This window comes from Psychrobacter okhotskensis (genome assembly GCF_965638355.1).
Lineage (GTDB): Bacteria > Pseudomonadota > Gammaproteobacteria > Pseudomonadales > Moraxellaceae > Psychrobacter > Psychrobacter okhotskensis.
Map to the genome: position 1 here is coordinate 286,432 of NZ_OZ281822.1, position 18,205 is coordinate 304,636.

The following is an 18,205-nucleotide window of genomic DNA, read 5'->3' on the forward strand; positions in this document are numbered from 1 at the left end:
ATGAATAACAAATACTATAGCCATCCACCACCAAAAAAGCCATAGCAGCTTCAGATGTCGCGCTATGCTATGTCTGTTAAAACTATTTATTAGATACACCGTTTTTTTACGAATAGTAAGGCTGGCCGCCTAGAAAAGCGTAGAAAACCTGTTTAATAGCTCTAAAATTCATAATTATGGCAAAAGCGTGATTAAAACTGTAGACAGTGCTTGCAATTCGTTTTGGCTTTGCTATAATACTCGCCCACGACATAAGACGTATTGTTAGCATCGATACTGTGTTTAAAGAAGTGTTTTTTCAAAAATACTTTGATAAGTGTCTTAAATCGTTAGGTGAAGTGGGTGAGTGGCTGAAACCAGTTCCCTGCTAAGGAACCATACGTGTAAGCGTATCGAGGGTTCGAATCCCTCCTTCACCGCCATTTATTCAGTTGTTAGTAGAGTAATAACGCAGAGATTGGCGTTGATTGTTTTTTTAGTATTTGGTTCAAAAATAATTTGAATTTAACTAATAAAGATATTGACACAAGCGATATTATCTATATAATAACCAACCTAATTTGCTGTAATTGTTGTTAACAATGCAGTAGATGATGTGCAAAGTACGCGCTTGTAGCTCAGTTGGATAGAGCACTTGGCTACGAACTAAGGGGTCGGGAGTTCGAATCTCTCCAAGCGCACCATTTGCATACTAGTTTATTTTTTCATGTAATAAGTAAGCTAACAGAAAATCTAAATCAATCGCCTGTCTTATGACAATTTGGCGATTTTTTTATGTATGTAGCTTTTATCTCTATAGTTTTTATCTCTATAGCTTCTATAAGTCTTCTATTTATAAAACGACTGTCTTACTTGCCATCTTCCTTCTACATTTGAATAGACAGTCTTTTGCATCTGACGTCTTCTCGCATCATAATGTACGATAGGCGCTTGAATTACGGTACAATGAGCGCTCTATTTTTCGCTTGTTATGGGCTTGTATCATGTCTAAATCGTCGTCAAAAGCGGCTACTAAAGCCAAATTATCACCAAAAACCCCAAAGCCTCATATCTCTGAAGCCGAAGAACCGACGATTGCCAAACCTGGTACGCGTATGGCGGCTATTCTTTATGACGGTATGTTGGTTCTAGCGTTGTTATTTTTGGTAGGCACCATACTGACGGTGATTGGCACATTATTGACTATGGACACCGGCACGCAATCACAAGAGGCCAAATCACTGCCGACATGGTATCAAAACTTTATTATGACGCCGTCTTTTATACTGACGTTAGTGGGCTTCTATGGTCTGTTTTGGCGTCGTAGTGGTCAAACACTAGGGATGCAAACGTGGCGCCTAAAGACGGTCAACAATGGCGGTCATTTGCTAACGTGGGGTCAGTCTTTTAAGCGTATTTTAGCGGCTAGTCTTATGCCGCTTATATTTGGCATTATTGGTAGTGTCATCGGTGGCACTCGCGCTATTTTATTAACCAGTGCTTTATTGGGCTTCGTCTTTAATTATGCCTTTTGCCTGTTCAATCGTCGCGGACTCGCGGTACAAGATATGCTATCGAATACCATTACCTTAAAAATGCCAAAAACCGAGAATGAAAGTTTATGGCGGGTCATTAGAAACCGTAAGCAAGGAAAATAAACCGCACTATCATCGCCATAGTCTGTCAACACACGTTAAGCGTTACAAGTTGGCTGTCTGCATCAGCCATAAAGTATAGCCGACGAAAAACATGACTAAGGTCGCGCCAGATATACGACCAAATGGACGCTTGCTCATAAAGGCAAAGACGCACAGTACGACGAGTAATAGAGTGATCAAGCCCATCGCTAAAATATCACGCGACAAGATAATCGGATTGGCAGTGATAGGGGCGATGAGGGCGGCCAGACCAACGACGCCTAAGGTATTAAAGATATTAGAGCCAATAATATTGCCTAGCGCCATGTCATGCTCACCTTTACGCGCTGCTGATAAGCTGGCAACCAGTTCGGGCAATGAGGTACCAACTGCCACGATGGTTAAGCCAATAATCAGCTCGCTCAAGCCCCAAAATGTTGCCAACTCTACTGCACCCCAGACGATGGCTTGCGAGCTTGCTACCAGCATTGACAGACCAATGAATAAACTACCCAAACCCCGCATTAAACTCGGTGCACTATGATCAGCATCGATGACCTCTTTAGTCTCATCTGCGTTATCTGAATTGCCGTCGCGTAAGCTCAGTACAATTTGAACCCCTAAGACAATGACCAGCATTGCCAATAGCACTAGCCCGTCATTTAAGCTCAGCAGCCCGTCACGTAGCTGCCATGCTGCCAATGCGGTAATCGCTACCAGTATCGGCAAATCGCGCCTGATGATGCCTTTATGAATGATGATGGGGCTAATCAGTACCGTTGCCCCCAATACCAAGGCTATATTGATAATATTTGAACCATAAGCGTTACCTAGCGCCAGCTCGGGACTGCCTTCCAAGGCAGCAAGTAACGACACTACCATCTCAGGTGCCGACGTGCCCAATCCTAAAATAATCACCCCAATCAAAAAACTTGGCACGCGTAACTTTATAGCCAGAGCAGTTGCCCCATCAATAAAAATATCGGCACTCCATACCAAAATGGCTAAACCGATTAATACTGCAATAACTGCCAACCACATTAGTAGGTTTCCTTGTGACTCGTAAATGGATAAAAAAACATAAAAAAAGCTGAATCCTATATAGATTCAGCTTCCTTATCGAACACAATTTTTTATAAACTTAACAGCAGCGTCTCGCCGTTAACAACTAAGCTACCACAGGTAAGTTACAAAACGAAAGTTACTACAACTAAGCCACTTGTACTGGAATGATATTCGCTGTGTCTTTGACCGTATTGTCTTCGTTGCAATAGACCAGTTTTGGCTGATAAGTTTCGGCTTCCACTTCATCAAAATGCGCATAGGCACAGATAATGACGATGTCACCTAAGTCGGCCATATGAGCGGCGGCACCATTTAACGAAATAATACCAGAGCCTGCTTCAGCACGGATAGCATAGGTGCGAAAGCGCTTGCCATTGGTCACATTATAGATATCGATAGATTCGTTTTCACGTAGACCAGCCAGATCTAGTAAATCACCATCGATACCACACGAGCCTTCATAATGAAGCTCGGCATGGGTAACACGGGCACGGTGTAACTTGCATTTAAGCATATTAAGTAGCATAGGTTGCTTCCTTAGCGTAACTGATATTAATGAGCGTGACTGCTATTAAAAACTATCATTAGAAAAATGAGATATCAACTGACTTATTAATTAACCAAATCAAGAGGTTAATGGGGACAATATCGCCAAAATAAAAGGCGCTGTTATTCATTCGACCTATTATTCTGGACCTTTGAAACTATTAATCTGAGAGCGAGCTTTTTCAATATCACCACTTAACAGCAGGGGCAAAGCTTCAAACGCGGCGCTCAAGGCGCTATCAATGGCAATTTGCTCATCGGAGGAAGCTTTTGATAGGACGTGTCCGCTGACTTTAGACTTGTGTCCCGGATGCCCAATACCCACGCGCAGGCGATGAAAGTCGTTGCCAATATGCGGCGTAATATCGCGCAAACCGTTATGACCACCATGTCCGCCATCGGTTTTGAGCTTGATGCTGCCCGCTGGAATATCGAGCTCATCATGGGCAATCAGCAACTCATCATTTTGGATGCCATAAAAGTTGACCATAGGCACCACTGACTGACCGGATTTATTCATAAAGGTCAGTGGCATCAATAGCCGCACGTCATGCCCATGAATTTGTCCGCGTCCTGTTACCCCGTGGAATTTTTTGTCAGGGGCGAGCGTGATGTTGAACTGCTGCGCCAAATGATGGACGAACCAAAACCCTGCATTATGACGCGTAAACATATACTGCTGACCGGGATTACCAAGACCGACAATAAGTTTTATGGCCATAAAAACCCCTTTCTTAGCTGTAATAAATGAGTGATAAGGTTTGAAAAGTAAGACGACTCTATAATATTTAGGCTACACAATAGTTGTCCTACTTTTCAAACCTTACTTACAAAAACAGCAGGAGATATTTATCACCTGCTGCTTTCTAACTAAACAAACCTTTATCTACGTAGCATACGATAAGTCACTACATAGCGATTGTTTATTATTCGTCGTCTTTCTTGTCTTCAGTTTCGCCTTCAGCATCTTGCTCAGTGGCTGGAACGTCAGCTGCATCCACTTCTTCAGCGTCTTCGTCAACTTCTTCAACCGTTGGTGGCTGCATGTTAACGATCGTGCGATCATGACCGTCTTCTAGTTCAAGTTCATGAATAACAACACCTTCAGGAAGTTTGATGTCTGATAAACGGAACAAATCACCGATTTCCATACCAGATACGTCTACTTCTAGGTATTCAGGTAGCTGTGATGGTAGGCAGATGATTTCGATATCAGATACTAGCGTTGATAGTACACCAGCAGCAGCAGTACCCGGCGCATCTTCACGACCAGTGAAATGCACAGGAACATTCATGTGGATTTTTTGACCTTTCACAATACGCTGGAAGTCAGCATGCATTGGGAAGCCTTTAGCTGGATGGCGCTGCAAGTCTTTGATAACGGCTTGATGCTCTTCGCCGTCAACATTGATGGTCAAAATGTGCGAGAAGAAGGCTTCGAATTCAAGTGATTTTACCAACTCGTTAAGCTTGATAGAGATCGCTGTTGGCTCTTCGTTACCACCATAGATGATAGCAGGCACAAGATTCTGCTTACGTAGGCGGCGGCTCGCACCTTTACCTTGTAGTTCAGCAGCACGATCAATGGCGTTTAGTTCAAAATGATTAATGCTCATGGATATAATCCTATAGAGAGTATGTGAAGTATCTACCAGTAATAACAGACTTGCGACCAGTCTATCACTGGATAATAAATACTTTAGAAAGTATCAATCATGTCGCTAAGTATAAAAATACCTAAAAATAATAAAGATTAGCTAATGATGAATACAGGCGCGCATTATACGTGATTCTTTAACAATAATAAAGACCTACGTGAAATGGCTATTTAAAGTGAATATACAATAAACAACGAAAAGTGATTAAAAAAAACGCCAAGTCATAAAACTTGGCGTTTTTTTAACAGATTTTTTAGTAACGGACAATCTTAAGCGTTACCTAAGCGTCAAACATCGCACTGATAGATTCTTCGTTATTGATACGGCGCAAGCTCTCAGCCAGCATCGGGGCGATACTTACTTGACGAATTTTGCTACAAGCTTTGGCGGCATCAGATAAAGGAATCGTATCAGTGACCACAATCTCATCCAATGCAGATTCATTGATGTTTTTTAGCGCATTACCCGATAAGACTGGGTGGGTAATGTAAGCCAATACGCGGCGTGCACCATTTGCTTTCAATGCTTCAGCAGCTTTGCATAATGTGCCTGCAGTATCGACCATATCATCAACGATGACGCAATCACGGTCGCGAACATCACCGATAATGTGCATCACTTGTGATTCGTTGGCACGCGCACGGCGCTTATCGATGATGGCTAAGTCAGTATCACCTAGTTGTTTGGCCATAGCACGGGCACGAACGACACCACCGACGTCAGGAGAGACGACCATGATATTGTCATAATCTTGCTTTTTGAGGTCGTTTAGCAGCACAGGCGTGCCGTAAATGTTATCGACTGGGATATCAAAGAAACCTTGAATTTGATCTGAGTGCAAATCAACGGTCATGACGCGATCGATACTGACGATGTTTAGCATGTCAGCGACGACTTTGGCCGAGATAGGAACACGCGCTGAACGCGGACGACGGTCTTGACGGGCATAACCAAAGTAGGGCATGACAGCGGTGATACGGCCAGCACTAGAGCGACGCAAGGCATCGGCCATCATCATGATTTCCATCAAGTTGTCGTTGGTCGGTGCACAAGTAGGCTGCATGATAAACACGTCTTTACCGCGCACGTGCTCTTTGATTTCCACCGCAATTTCGCCATCAGAAAAACGCGTGATGTCAGCTTTACCAAGAGGGATGTGTAGGTGGTCGGCGACGGTTTTCGCTAATTCAGGATGGGCGTTGCCCGTAAAAATTGCCAAATAAGGCATGACTGAAGTCCTATTGATTAAATCAAGCAGCGACCGCTAAGCAGTGTCTAACTGCCCAAATATAGAAAAGAGTGATGAAAAATATTGAAGACTACTATTACAGTAAAAAATGGCAGGGGTAGCTGGACTCGAACCAACGGATGTCAGGATCAAAACCTGATGCCTTACCAACTTGGCTATACCCCTGTAATGTACTAGGCAGTACGAGCGCTGAATACTAATAAAAAATTAGACTAGCGTCGTTACCTATTAACCGTCTAAGACGGCGTTCCCTAACGGTGTTCATTGCGAACTATACCGAAATAGGAAAGGTGTTGTCAATTGCTATAAAACAGCAATCCGAACTAAAAATGGCAGGGGTAGCTGGACTCGAACCAACGGATGTCAGGATCAAAACCTGATGCCTTACCAACTTGGCTATACCCCTATTGAGGCGACCTATTATAAGTAGATTTTCAGATTTTGCAAGTCATTTGCGGCTTTTTATGGCTTTTATTCGTAATGGGATGGTTTTGATAGGTGAATGGCAGAAATCGACCATAAGAATTGACGAGTTAATGACATTTTATTGTAGGATTGCATAGGTGAGCTTAGATAGGGTTTGTCTAGAGCAACATTTTTTAAAATATAAAAAAATTCTTTATACTTAATGTCTACAGTTCTTTAAATTACATACAATAGAAGTCAAATAATTATATTTATATAAATAGCCAATAAGGGATAGTTTCTTGGGTATAAAACAGTGGTTCGTTAAACCAACGCCTAAGCAGTTTTTTTATACAAGTTTAGTTTACGCGATAGTATTTCCAGTGATAGGTGTTTTTATCGCTGACTCTATGGTTTCAGCCTATATGCTTTTCTTTTTAATTTTATCTGCTCTAGTAACGCGAACCTACCTTAAGCCTGTTATTTCGAGTAATGGGTATAATGTTATTACCGGTATCATACCATTTATTATAATTATTACATTTCTCTTTAACTCAAGTATATCTTTTACAAAAATTGCTGAAGATAAAACTAAGCTAGAACAAGTGAGTGGGGTTATTCCAGATGAGCCATTTAACCGTCGAGTAGGTAAGAACACGTCATCATCATTACTAATTAGGGATACAAGGCTACATTGTAAATATTATGACCGTGATAGTTGTAGTCAAGCCTATGGTTATTCTGGACAAACCGCGAATATTCTCTATCAGCCAGGTACCTGGATTGGTAATGTCGTATATGAAATCAGTGTTGATGGCAAGAAGCTATACAGATACGAAGATCAGCTTGCTTATTTTAGGGCAGAGCAGCGTACAGATCGTCGTCAATGGTTTTTAACGTTCCTACTATTTGGTTTTCCTAGTTACTGGTTCTACAAACATGATAAGCGGCTTAGAAAAGCCACGCCTAAAAGGTCTATTGAAGAAGAGCAAACGCTAAAGAAATCTCAAGAATTAGCCGCTAATGAAGCGGGTTGCGCTGGTGCAATTGGAATTATTCTATTTTTGACGGTAGCCATTTGTGCTGCTTTGGCTGGCATAATTCACTTTGCCATTCATAAATTTGGTCTATCAGTGCTATATCTTGGTTTAGCTGGAATATGTTGGTATGTACTGGTTATATTATCGAAACCAAGCTCTGAATTGTAAAAAATGACTAGCTACAAACTCCTAACTACATACCCTTCACAAGGCGCACATTTAATCCACTTTGCCAAGAGTGCCTTATCACTAGCAACATTCACATCTAACGGCAAAAATACCGCACTACCAGAGCCAGTCATTCGTGATGTTCCTAGTGCTTGCTCTTCTAAACGTTGCAAATACTGAAGCGCTTCATCGACAGCAGGGGCAAGGCTGATAACCACGGGCGTAAAGACATTTTGGTAAGGCGCATTTAAATGTTGATCATAGTCATTAGACTGATTTTTAATCGTCTCAATTGACAGTGGCGTAATATCGCGCTGTAATTCAGGATGGGCGAACAGTTTGGCGGTATTCACATGCGCGTTTGGTGTTAGCACTAAATACTGCTGCTCAGGCAAATCAATCGCTGTCAGCTCCTCGCCAATACCCATCGCAATCGCATCTTGCCCAAAGATAAATATGGGTACGTCCGCACCCACTTTTGCACCGATTTCTATAAGCTCCTCACATGTTAAATTCAGCTGCCAAATCTCATTTAATGTTAGTAGAGTTGTCGCGGCATTGGACGAACCACCACCCAAGCCTGCACCCATCGGCAAATGCTTGTCTAGAGTAATTTGCACTGACGCTAGTTGCTTAGGTAGTTTGGTTGATTCTATGGCAAACGCTAGCAATGCGCGTGCGGCTTTAAAAATGAGATTGTCTTCAATGCTGACCGTTATTGCGTCTGCGCCAGTCAATATCAGTAGATGATGACAAAGTTTATTGGCATCTAACCGATTATCAGCCGTAGAAATGACGGCATCCTCTGTGACCGAAAAGTGCAAATAATCGCCCCAATCGAGCAGGCGAAAAACGGTTTGCAAATCATGATAGCCATCAGTACGCTTACCAGTAATGTGCAAAAACAGATTGATTTTTGCTGGGGATAAGCGAGTGATGGTCGTTTTAGCGCTCATATTATTTTGCATCGCCATTTGATTTATGAATGTCTCAATATCTCAATGCTTTAACGATTCTGATGGTCAATCGTCATGACGACTTTATTGCCTTGTGATTGTACGGCACTGATTTTGTTAGGCAGTTTATCATTGCCTTTATACGTAAAGCTGGCATTCCACTCACCATTAACTGAACTGATTAAACGGTTCTGAGCATCAAGCTGTGGTGCGCTATCGGAAGGCGCTGGGCGACCAGATATCCAATACGGCATTTGGGATATCGGCGCTTGCCAGCCAGTCGCTTTTTTGAGCAAGGTTTCAGGATCAGCAGCAGTTAAGGTTCCGGTCTTTTCACTGACTAAGGTCGCTGATTGACCATTATATTCGATGTTGGTTTTGCCAATGCCTAGCGCGCCAATCAACTCAATCGCAAAGCGGTCGCTTTGTTGTCCCCACGCGTAAAAAGCACTGCCGCCTTGAGCACCGTTAGCATCATTAGCAGGTGTCGTAACGCCAATTTTACCGGTAATATTGAAGCTCTCAAGCTTTTGTGGTTGCTGGACGCTTTGTCCCTGTACGGTACTACTAGGCTGGTTTGTGCCACTGTTAGCTTTTAACGATTGACAGCCAGTCGTCACCAAAATGGCTGCTGTCAAAGCCGTCAATAGACCCAGTTTATTGGCTTGAAAAGGGATTGTTTGTAATACTGACATGATACTTCCTCAAAATTAACAAAGATAATAGCTTAAGCTGAATTTGTTACCCATTTATACGCCGCTGTTAGCTTCTTATAAGTGCCTTGTAGCTTTGATAACTTGTGCTTGAATGGCTGGCGTAATGGTATAACTGATTATTTATAAAAAATATTGATTGAAGATAATCCAAACCGCTGTTAATACAGCTGTATGCGGTCATTAACATTGTGTTGCCCAAACGAGAAGCGCTGCTGTAGGTCGGCGAGTAAGGCGTCGACTTTGTCATTATCGCCCAGACCTTGATAAGCACGCAGCAACAGCGTTCCTGAGCGTAGAGTCGGTAAGACGTCGTAAGGGGTTTGTAGATAGTCAATCACTTGGCGATAGTCTTCATTGGCCAAGGCATTACTTGCTAGTACGTTGAGCGCTTGCAGATGCAGCTCGTTATCGTAACGCGGATCATCGTAGCGGATTTGGATAATCGCTGTCGCTAGCGCCAAGCCTTGCGCAGAGCTACGCTCGTTGGCCAGCAATAGCTGAGCGTAACTGAGCTGATAAGAGAGGTTGTTAGGATCGAGCGCTTGCAAGTGATTGAGCAAAGTGCGTTTGACCACGTAGTCGTCTTTATCATCTAACAGCTGGGCACGGGCGAACAGTAGCATCTCACTATTAGGATACTTTCGCACTGCCCGCGTCAATAAACGTAACGCTTCATCTGGCTCATTCTGTTGCCACAAAATATCAGCTTGTAACACATAAGTATCAGGGGCAAAGACGCTAAATTCTTTGCGTAGTTTCTCTAGGGTGGCGATGGCTGCTTCTACGTCATCGTTAAGCAATTCAAAACCAACGACTTTTTTACGTGCTTCTAGCACCAAGTCTTCTTGCATGACGCCATTGAGATAGTATTTGGCTTGCTCAAAGCGTTGTTGGCGCTCGGCACTGATACCAAGGTAATAATAAGCTTGGTCAAGGTAAGCGGGGCTTTTTGCTAACATATTGAGTAGCCGATCAGCACTAGGATATTCTTCGATGTCTAAGCTGACCAATGCGGCCAATAAGGTAATCTCAGCATCATCACTAAAGCGATTGTGCGCCGCTAGTAATAGCTGCCACGCTTGCTCGCTTTGTTTCAGATCCAATAAGTAGCGAATCTCATATAGGTATAAGTTTTTGCTGTCGGGGTTACGCAGGCGCGCTTGGCTGACATAGTTAATCACCGTCTCTGGCGCTTCTATTTTGCGCAATATATCGGCTTTTAGGGTAATAAAAGGCACATAGTCAGGCTGACGCTCCAGCGCGCGATTGATATGGACGATGGCGATCTCAGGTTCGTTGAATTGGTAAAGCAAGCCTGCTTTTAACACCGACAACGAGGCATTTTGTTCACTATCCAGTGGCTGTAGGGCGGCGAGTAATTCACGCTTGTCATCATCAGTGTTGGGATAAATGCCGATAAGAATTTCACTTAAGTCTGCCCTAGGGTCATAACGCAAGATACGATTTAAGGTCTCACCCGCCAACAGATAGTCGTGCGCACGCAAGGCCAAATGCGCCACGTAAAACCATGCTGGTACATGATCGGGGTTTTGGTCTTGCCACGTTTTGGCAAACTGCAAGGAGTCCTCGATACCTTCATTACGCAAAGATAAGCTAAGCGCGCGCTCAAACACTGCGGTCGCATCTTCTTTAAAGGATTGCTGCTTATAAATCGTCACGGCCCGGCGTGTATCGTTGCGATCAGCAGCAAATTCTGCGTCCAAAAGCGCATATAAGCTTGGTTCTGTCAGCGTCGGTTGTGCGGCAATCGTCGGTGCTAAGCTATTTACATTTGCTACGCTGGTTACGGTCGTTGTTGACTCATTCTGTGTTGGCTCATTGGCAAATGTATTATCGACATCATAATCCTTGATAGACCATTCGCGATTAGCCGCATCTGTATTCATCATTGCGGCTGAAGGCTGGTTTACTGAGGATTGACTGTTATGAATATCAGATGGGTCGAGCGGATTGGCCTGAGTGGGTGAGGCTAGGCACAAGCAAATGGCCAACGATAATGTTAGCTTATAACGTTGGCATAGACGTTCAATAATGACGTGTAATAAAGCGCGAAGGCTAGATTGATCGTTATGCACAAGTTGTGATCGAAATGATGACTCAAAAAAAATCATAAATAGCCGTATACACCTATTGTTTACCCATTCATAAGGCAATTTTATCGTGTTGATTTTAAAACAGACATCGGTAGCCAGTACCCATGACCAACATTATAAGATTAGATTGAGGGGATAAACAATAGCGCCCGTGTTACTCAAATAATCGTCTTAAAAGTTTATGAGGTAGTTGATTTGTTACTCATGCGCCCAGATACAGTCAACCAGATACAAGCAAATAGTCATCACAGGTGGGCGAGTATTAAATAAAGCTGGCAATAATGATATAATAAGCGATTTTAGGTTTTCCTTTAAGCGCTGTCTGCTAAAAACTGCCTTTTAACTTACAAAAACTGCTTCTGGCAAACGATACGCATGCTTGACTGGCAGGTGAGCGTTATATTTATGGTCTATCAATAATGAGATTAGTGGTCATTGGGGTCAATCACAAAACCGCACCAGTCGCTCTACGAGAGCGCTTGGCGCTCGTGGGTGAAGACGTGACTATTGCCCTTGAGCAATTAGAGGCCTTTACTGATGGCAGCGTGATCGTCTCCACCTGCAACCGCACTGAGATTTATGCCATCGTGCCGCAGACCTTGTTTGTGCCAGCACAGCCAAATGTCGATGATGCCAAGTTATCCTCTTCTGGCAGTGACTCTAGTGGTAAGCCTAACAATATGGCGCTCAACAATACTGTCTCCTCAGCGGCCGTCAGCGCCCATATCATGAAGATTAAAACTTGGCTGGCTAACTTTAAGCAATTGTCGCTTGCAGAGATTGACCCTTATCTTTATGTGCACCGTGATACTCATGCGCTGACTCATTGGCTGCGCGTCGCTGCTGGGCTGGACTCTATGATATTGGGCGAACCGCAGATACTCGGTCAAATTAAGCGCTCTGTACATCTGGCGCAAGATCAAAAAGCCTTGAGCAATCAGCTAGGCTGGATCGTCGATCAGGTGTTTGCTGCTGCCAAACGGGTACGTAATGAGACCAAGGTTGGCGCTCAAGCAGTATCGCTTAGCTTCGCTGCTGCCAAGCTGGTCACGCAGATTTTTGATGACTTGCCCAATCGTACTCTGTTGGTGGTCGCCGCTGGTGAAATGAATCGTCTAGTCGCCACTCATATTGCCGGACTTGGGGTAGGGCGGGTGATTATTTGTAACCGCAATCCTGAGCGTGCTGAGGCTCTAGCGGCTGAACTGCGCAAGCCTGGACGACGTGTGGAAGTCAGAGCTTTGCAAGAGTTGCCGCAAGTGTTGGCGGAAGCCGATATTGTGAGTAGTTGTAGTGGTAGTATGGATTTATTGATTGATAAAACCATGACGTTGCAAGCGCTGAAACGTCGCCGTTATCAGCCAATGCTGATGATAGACTTGGCGGTGCCACGTGATATCGATTCGACCGTGAGCCGTATCGATGATGTGTATCTGTATTCTGTCGATGACTTGCAACATGTCATCGCGGGCAATATTGAACAGCGTCGGCAAGCAGCAGTAGATGCGGAGCTGCTCGTTAGTCAATTGGTCGTTGAAATGGATCGACGCTTTCAAGTGCGCCAAGTCGGCAAAGACATTCAGCAGTATCGCGAGCGTACCCACGACCAAGTGGATAAATTGCTCAATGAATCCATTGCTAAGCTGAACGCTGAAGGTGCTAGCCCTGAAGATATCATCACCGAGCTGTCGAGACGCTTAACTCAAACCTTGACCCATGCGCCATCCAAGCTGATGCGCAAAGCGGCGCGCGAAGGGGATAGTGAATTGTTAGATTTCGTTGTCTCAGGGCTAAAAGATACCAATCGTCGACGTTGATGAGCGCCGCATTTACCAATAAACGGTCAACAGTGCAAGTCATATCATTGCCTAGACGTATCGTTGTCAACCCTCGGTATCAGTGCTAATATCAAGCTCTCATTAATTAAATGGTTTGGATTAAGATACCGTACTGGTGTTCACTAAGCGTGTGGCTATGAATATATTGGCTTAGTGTTTATAGGCTTTATCAATATTCATTTTTAGCCTATTTAGTCGCTTTCTGGTTTCTTATCCGGTATTAATACCTAGGCTTTATCCATATTTGGATATGGCTGTACTGAGACTTAAGCGCCATCAAATTATCTAACCATAAACTAGGAGCGTTCCATGACTGCATTACGTCAAGATATTGATCCAAATGGCCTATTAGAATATTCAGTGGTTTACACTGACCGCGCCCTTAACCATATGTCCAAGGTCTTTCAACAAGTAATGAACGACTTATCTAGTGAGCTAAAGTCAGTCTATAACGCCGATGCCGTTGCTATCGTGCCGGGTTCTGGCACTTATGGGATGGAAGCTGTCGCGCGTCAATTGGCAAAGGATGAAGATTGTCTGATTATCCGTAATGGCTGGTTTAGCTATCGTTGGACGCAAATCTTAGAAAAAGGCAATATTGCTAAGTCATCGACGGTATTAACCGCTGATCGTACGGAAGATACGGAAGCGCCAAAGCCATTTACACCAGTCGATATCGACGTCGCTGTAGCAAAAATAAAAGAACAAAAACCCGCCATTGTCTTTGCTCCGCACGTCGAAACCTCAGCCGGTATCATTTTACCAGATGACTATATCAAAGCATTGGGCGAAGCCGTCCATAGCGTTGGTGGCTTATTGGTCATCGATTGCATCGCATCAGGTTGTGTATGGCTCGATATGAAAGCCTTGGGCATTGACGTACTCATCAGCGCGCCACAAAAAGGCTGGAGCAGCACCCCTTGTGCCGGTCTTGTCATGCTTAGCGATGCTGCAGTCAAAAAAGTCGAGAGCACAGAATCTGATAGCTTTAGTCTCGATCTTAAGCAATGGTTAAACATCATGCGCGCCTATGAAAATGGTGGTCATGCTTACCATGCAACGATGCCAACCGATGGCCTGCGTCAGTTCCGCGATACTATTAATGAGGCCAAAGAAGTTGGCTTCGACAAACTGTCTGAGGCGCAGTGGGAGCTTGGCAACCGTATTCGTAAAGTACTAGAAGACAAAGGCGCCGAAAGCGTTGCAGCTGAAGGCTTTAAAGCGCCGGGCGTTGTGGTGGCTTATACTGAGCGTGATGACATGCATAAAGGTAGCGCTTTTGCTGAAGCGGGCTTGCAAATCGCCGCTGGTGTACCATTAAAAGTTGGCGAACCAGAAAACTTTAAAACCTTCCGTTTGGGCTTGTTTGGCCTAGATAAATTGACTGATATTGATGGGGCGGTAACGCGTTTTGAAACCGCGCTTGATAAAGTATTGGCGAAATAGTACCTATCCAAAAAATATGATTAGCTGCGTAAAACTTACTTAGCCTACTTGGTGTAGTGCTTACGCTTGTTTTACTTACTACTCAAATTTTTGCAAAAGGTATGTTCAACTTAAAAATACTGAGCCTTTATAACAATAGGTTCAGTATTTTTTTACCTTTTTATTATATTTTATAATATAATGTTTTTTAATAAATCGAAAGCTGTCATATGAGTTAGTTACTTATCAATGAATTAAGCAACTAAGCAATTAAGCAACTGAGAAAACAAGCAAGCTAGGTAAATATTATGAATATACAAATAGACTGGCAAGCATTTACGCCTATCTCCTTAGTGGGTGGTCTGATACTGGGTGTAGCGACAGTTATTCTACTATTAGGTATTGGGCGTATCGCTGGTGTCAGTGGTATTTTCTCAAATCTGCTGAAACCCAAGCAGGTAGAGATGTGGCAGGTATTGTTCATAGTTGGCATGGTTGTCTCACCGATACTATATAGTCTAGGAAGACCGTTACCTGATGTAGAGATGAGTACCTCTTTGCCATTATTAATTGGGGCAGGATTGCTGGTCGGCTTCGGTACGCGTTTGGGCTCAGGCTGTACCAGCGGTCATGGAATCTGCGGTAATGCACGCCTGTCACCACGCTCGATGGTAGCAACAGTAACCTTTATGCTCTTTGGTGTTATGACGGTTTATCTTGGTCGGCATGTCTTAGGCATGATTTAAATAGCTCATAGGCGGCACGTTGCTCAGGCGGCGTTAATACTATTTATAAAAGCTGCTTATAACAGCTTGGATTAACATGTTAAGTGCGAGACACAATAATGCTAAAAAATATAATTGGATTACTGGCTGGGCTATTATTTGGCTTGGGGCTGCTGATATCAGGCATGACTGATCCTGTGAAAGTCCAAGGATTCTTGGACGTTTTTGGTGCATGGGATATTTCTCTAGCACTGGTGATGGGTGGCGGATTGATAGTGGCAATGGTCGGCGTGCAATTCGCTAAGCGCCAAAAGAATAGCTGGATTGGCACCTTAATCGAGATGCCAACTAAAACTGATATTAATAAGAAGTTGCTAGTCGGGGCGATGCTCTTTGGTATCGGCTGGGGCTTGGTGGGTGTTTGCCCAGGACCGGGTATCGTGCTACTTGGGACAGGACAATGGCAGGCCTATGTCTTTATCCCAGCGATGATCGTCGGCATGCTAGTTTATCAATGGCTTGAACCTAAGCTTGATTAGTCGTTTGGTTATAGTCAGTCCTAAATAAAATCAGTACCAGTATTATAACGCGCTACTGATATTAATTTTCCTTGCTTGCTGTGCCCATGCAGACAGAGGCTGCGCAAAATTAATACCAGTATCTCTGTGTTCATGTTATGGCGGACCGCCTATAATAATAAGTTTTATGTTTTTAATTAAAGAAAAGAGGGTCAGCCTAATGATTAGACTGACCCTTTTTTATGCATGTTTCTCAAAGCGCAAGTTTCTCAAAAGCTATTATTTAGTACTGGCCGTGACTTTAGGCGTTTCATGTGCCAATGATTTGGCGGCTTGACGCAGCTCAAACTTCTGTACTTTACCCGTGCTGGTCTTAGGTATTTCGGCAAAAACAACATATTTAGGGACTTTAAAACCAGCGAGATGCTGCTTACAATGCTCTATAACGGTATCACGCTGTAAGGTGCTGCCTTCATGAATTTCGATAAAGGCAACGGGTACTTCGCCCCATTTATCATGCGGTGCGGCGACAACGGCACAGCTTTGAATTTCTGGCATTTTATATAGGATGTTTTCGACTTCAATACTAGAGATGTTTTCACCGCCGGAGATAATAACGTCTTTAAGCCTGTCCATGATTTTGATATAGCCATCGGGGTATTTTACGCCCAAATCACCGGTGCGAAACCAGCCGTCAGCAAAGGCGACTTCGGTTGCTTTGCGGCTTTTTAGATAACCTTTCATCACCATATTGCCACGCAGGGCCAGCTCGCCCATTTCTTCGCCATCGGCTTTGACTGGCTCTATCGTACCTTGCTTAAACACATCAAAGCCGCTCATCAAGTGAGAAGCTACGCCTTGGCGCGATTTCTTTTGTGCACGGGCCGCGACATCAAGCGTATCCCATTCTTCTTGTTCTGCACAGACGGTGACCGGCCCATAAACCTCAGTAAGACCATAAACATGGGAGATATGAAAGCCCATTGCTTCCATAGCGGCAAGCATAGTTTCAGACGGCGGCGCACCAGCGACCCAGCCATGCACTTCATGGTTAATCGCTTCTTTATATTCAGGTTTGCCGCCAGCAATCATATTATGTACCACAGGCGCTGAACAATAATGGCTGACTTTATGCTTAGCAATTAGCTGCAAAATTAAATCAGCGTCAATCTTACGCAAGCAGACATTGACCCCAGCACGCTCAGCGATCGTCCATGGGAAACACCAACCATTACAATGAAACAATGGCAGCGTCCACAGATACATGGGGTGCTTAGGCATATCCCAATCTAAAATATTAGAGAGCGCATTGAGCGTCGCACCGCGATGATGATAGACCACCCCTTTGGGTTTACCCGTGGTACCAGAGGTATAATTGAGGGCAATGGCATCCCATTCGTCTAATGGTTTTTCCCAATTGTCTAAACTGTCGGAGCTGGCAAGTAGCTCGTCATAAGTCATTTGCCCAAAATGCTCGGTATCGACAGCAGCATCGGTTGCATGAATGATGATTAAGTTAGGAAAAGTTTCGTCAATTATCTCAGCATGCTCAGCAAATTCGCTGTCCAAAATCAGCACTTTGGCTTCTGAGTGTTGCAGACAAAAGGTAAGCGCATTGATATCGAGACGGGTGTTTAAGGTACAAAGTACGCCGCCTGACATGGGTACACCAAATGCACATTCGACCATCGCTGGGGTGTTCGGCATCATGACTGCGACGGTATCATTTTTATCAATACCGAGTTTACGCAGGCCGTCAGCCAGTTGCCGACAACGATCGTAAGTCTGTTGCCATGTCTGCGTGAGGTCATTGTGCTCTAGGTCATCATAGATAATCGCAGTTTTGTCAGGATAAACCTGCGCGCTGCGAATGATAAAATCGATGGGAGTTAGCGGTTGATAGTTGGCAGGGGTTTTGCCGAGACCTGTATGAAAGTCGGTCATGGAGATAGTCCTTTATCGCATTTTGAATGTGGCTATTTTATAGCTCAGGGTTTTTCTATTGGTATCTAAGGCATGTCCTCAATCTGAACGAAAGTGTCTGAATGGGCTAAAAATGGTTAAATCTTGCCAAACTGCGTCAAATAGCTAGTCAGTATCTCGATATTATCTGCGCTATTTTCCTTATTTGGCTGCAATTTATCTCATTTTAAACACCATTTTCAA

The 18,205-nt window shown here is 43.9% G+C and carries 15 protein-coding genes and 4 tRNA genes; 8 read left to right on the forward strand and 11 right to left on the reverse strand.

Annotated elements, in window-relative coordinates:
- Nucleotides 1-332: 332 nt before the first annotated feature.
- The 3 genes from ACSUPM_RS01200 to ACSUPM_RS01210 all read left to right on the forward strand — a co-directional run bounded on the left by ACSUPM_RS01200 (nucleotide 333) and on the right by ACSUPM_RS01210 (nucleotide 1,637).
- Nucleotides 333-422, forward strand: a tRNA-Ser gene (locus tag ACSUPM_RS01200).
- A gap of 184 nt (nucleotides 423-606) precedes the next feature.
- Nucleotides 607-683, forward strand: a tRNA-Arg gene (locus ACSUPM_RS01205).
- A gap of 300 nt (nucleotides 684-983) precedes the next feature.
- Nucleotides 984-1,637 (forward strand): RDD family protein, encoded by a 654-nt coding sequence (locus ACSUPM_RS01210; RefSeq protein WP_201567030.1) that lies wholly within the window; start codon nucleotides 984-986, stop codon nucleotides 1,635-1,637.
- A 42-nt stretch (nucleotides 1,638-1,679) separates the two neighbouring features.
- On the opposite strand, the gene ACSUPM_RS01215 is transcribed toward ACSUPM_RS01210, so the two are convergent.
- From ACSUPM_RS01215 to ACSUPM_RS01245, 7 genes are all read right to left on the reverse strand, one after another.
- Nucleotides 1,680-2,657, reverse strand: coding sequence for a calcium/sodium antiporter (locus ACSUPM_RS01215; protein WP_436880102.1), 978 nt, complete (start codon nucleotides 2,655-2,657; stop codon nucleotides 1,680-1,682).
- A 169-nt stretch (nucleotides 2,658-2,826) separates the two neighbouring features.
- The gene (panD, locus tag ACSUPM_RS01220) at nucleotides 2,827-3,207 is read right to left on the reverse strand and encodes an aspartate 1-decarboxylase (RefSeq protein WP_025651868.1); all 381 of its coding nucleotides are present in this window, start codon (nucleotides 3,205-3,207) and stop codon (nucleotides 2,827-2,829) included.
- Nucleotides 3,208-3,366: 159 nt separating this feature from the next.
- Entirely contained in the window at nucleotides 3,367-3,948 is a 582-nt protein-coding gene (gene pth / locus ACSUPM_RS01225; protein WP_025651869.1) for an aminoacyl-tRNA hydrolase, read from the reverse strand.
- Between the two features lie 205 nt (nucleotides 3,949-4,153).
- Nucleotides 4,154-4,843, reverse strand: a complete 690-nt coding sequence (locus ACSUPM_RS01230) for a 50S ribosomal protein L25/general stress protein Ctc (protein ID WP_025651870.1) — start codon at nucleotides 4,841-4,843, stop codon at nucleotides 4,154-4,156.
- A 322-nt stretch (nucleotides 4,844-5,165) separates the two neighbouring features.
- A complete protein-coding gene (locus tag ACSUPM_RS01235; RefSeq protein WP_025651871.1) occupies nucleotides 5,166-6,113 on the reverse strand; it encodes a ribose-phosphate pyrophosphokinase in 948 nt (315 codons plus the stop codon).
- Between the two features lie 110 nt (nucleotides 6,114-6,223).
- Nucleotides 6,224-6,299: transfer RNA gene (locus ACSUPM_RS01240), tRNA-Gln, on the reverse strand.
- A 165-nt stretch (nucleotides 6,300-6,464) separates the two neighbouring features.
- Nucleotides 6,465-6,540: transfer RNA gene (locus ACSUPM_RS01245), tRNA-Gln, on the reverse strand.
- A 301-nt stretch (nucleotides 6,541-6,841) separates the two neighbouring features.
- Here ACSUPM_RS01245 and ACSUPM_RS01250 point away from each other — a divergent pair.
- Nucleotides 6,842-7,747, forward strand: a complete 906-nt coding sequence (locus ACSUPM_RS01250) for a hypothetical protein (protein WP_025651872.1) — start codon at nucleotides 6,842-6,844, stop codon at nucleotides 7,745-7,747.
- 11 nt (nucleotides 7,748-7,758) lie between these two features.
- On the opposite strand, the gene ispE is transcribed toward ACSUPM_RS01250, so the two are convergent.
- The 3 genes from ispE to ACSUPM_RS01265 all read right to left on the reverse strand — a co-directional run bounded on the left by ispE (nucleotide 7,759) and on the right by ACSUPM_RS01265 (nucleotide 11,419).
- Nucleotides 7,759-8,703, reverse strand: coding sequence for a 4-(cytidine 5'-diphospho)-2-C-methyl-D-erythritol kinase (ispE, locus tag ACSUPM_RS01255; protein WP_227523229.1), 945 nt, complete (start codon nucleotides 8,701-8,703; stop codon nucleotides 7,759-7,761).
- Nucleotides 8,704-8,753: 50 nt separating this feature from the next.
- Nucleotides 8,754-9,398, reverse strand: coding sequence for a lipoprotein insertase outer membrane protein LolB (gene lolB, locus ACSUPM_RS01260; RefSeq protein WP_101211672.1), 645 nt, complete (start codon nucleotides 9,396-9,398; stop codon nucleotides 8,754-8,756).
- Nucleotides 9,399-9,577: 179 nt separating this feature from the next.
- Nucleotides 9,578-11,419, reverse strand: a complete 1,842-nt coding sequence (locus ACSUPM_RS01265) for a tetratricopeptide repeat protein (protein WP_436880103.1) — start codon at nucleotides 11,417-11,419, stop codon at nucleotides 9,578-9,580.
- A gap of 533 nt (nucleotides 11,420-11,952) precedes the next feature.
- On the opposite strand from ACSUPM_RS01265, the gene hemA reads away from it, so the two are divergent.
- From hemA to ACSUPM_RS01285, 4 genes are all read left to right on the forward strand, one after another.
- Nucleotides 11,953-13,350, forward strand: coding sequence for a glutamyl-tRNA reductase (hemA, locus tag ACSUPM_RS01270; RefSeq protein WP_025651876.1), 1,398 nt, complete (start codon nucleotides 11,953-11,955; stop codon nucleotides 13,348-13,350).
- A gap of 330 nt (nucleotides 13,351-13,680) precedes the next feature.
- Nucleotides 13,681-14,817 carry an aminotransferase class V-fold PLP-dependent enzyme gene (locus tag ACSUPM_RS01275; RefSeq protein ID WP_201577325.1) on the forward strand — a complete coding sequence of 379 codons (1,137 nt, stop codon included), beginning with the start codon at nucleotides 13,681-13,683 and terminating at the stop codon, nucleotides 14,815-14,817.
- A gap of 287 nt (nucleotides 14,818-15,104) precedes the next feature.
- Entirely contained in the window at nucleotides 15,105-15,542 is a 438-nt protein-coding gene (locus ACSUPM_RS01280) for a YeeE/YedE family protein (RefSeq protein WP_173239535.1), read from the forward strand.
- A gap of 98 nt (nucleotides 15,543-15,640) precedes the next feature.
- Nucleotides 15,641-16,060 (forward strand): DUF6691 family protein, encoded by a 420-nt coding sequence (locus ACSUPM_RS01285; RefSeq protein WP_201577323.1) that lies wholly within the window; start codon nucleotides 15,641-15,643, stop codon nucleotides 16,058-16,060.
- A 258-nt stretch (nucleotides 16,061-16,318) separates the two neighbouring features.
- Here the strand turns inward: ACSUPM_RS01285 and ACSUPM_RS01290 are convergent, their stop codons facing one another.
- Nucleotides 16,319-17,983 (reverse strand): AMP-binding protein, encoded by a 1,665-nt coding sequence (locus ACSUPM_RS01290; RefSeq protein WP_436880104.1) that lies wholly within the window; start codon nucleotides 17,981-17,983, stop codon nucleotides 16,319-16,321.
- Between the last annotated feature and the right edge of the window lie 222 nt (nucleotides 17,984-18,205).

Bases quoted from the DNA above. Each gene is read 5' to 3' on its own strand.
- ACSUPM_RS01210 (WP_201567030.1), top strand. From the start codon at position 984: ATGTCTAAATCGTCGTCAAAAGCGGCTACTAAAGCCAAATTATCACCA.
- ACSUPM_RS01215 (WP_436880102.1), bottom strand. From the start codon at position 2,657: ATGTGGTTGGCAGTTATTGCAGTATTAATCGGTTTAGCCATTTTGGTA.
- panD (WP_025651868.1), bottom strand. From the start codon at position 3,207: ATGCTACTTAATATGCTTAAATGCAAGTTACACCGTGCCCGTGTTACC.
- pth (WP_025651869.1), bottom strand. From the start codon at position 3,948: ATGGCCATAAAACTTATTGTCGGTCTTGGTAATCCCGGTCAGCAGTAT.
- ACSUPM_RS01230 (WP_025651870.1), bottom strand. From the start codon at position 4,843: ATGAGCATTAATCATTTTGAACTAAACGCCATTGATCGTGCTGCTGAA.
- ACSUPM_RS01235 (WP_025651871.1), bottom strand. From the start codon at position 6,113: ATGCCTTATTTGGCAATTTTTACGGGCAACGCCCATCCTGAATTAGCG.
- ispE (WP_227523229.1), bottom strand. From the start codon at position 8,703: ATGAGCGCTAAAACGACCATCACTCGCTTATCCCCAGCAAAAATCAAT.
- lolB (WP_101211672.1), bottom strand. From the start codon at position 9,398: ATGTCAGTATTACAAACAATCCCTTTTCAAGCCAATAAACTGGGTCTA.
- hemA (WP_025651876.1), top strand. From the start codon at position 11,953: ATGAGATTAGTGGTCATTGGGGTCAATCACAAAACCGCACCAGTCGCT.
- ACSUPM_RS01275 (WP_201577325.1), top strand. From the start codon at position 13,681: ATGACTGCATTACGTCAAGATATTGATCCAAATGGCCTATTAGAATAT.
- ACSUPM_RS01280 (WP_173239535.1), top strand. From the start codon at position 15,105: ATGAATATACAAATAGACTGGCAAGCATTTACGCCTATCTCCTTAGTG.
- ACSUPM_RS01285 (WP_201577323.1), top strand. From the start codon at position 15,641: ATGCTAAAAAATATAATTGGATTACTGGCTGGGCTATTATTTGGCTTG.
- ACSUPM_RS01290 (WP_436880104.1), bottom strand. From the start codon at position 17,983: ATGACCGACTTTCATACAGGTCTCGGCAAAACCCCTGCCAACTATCAA.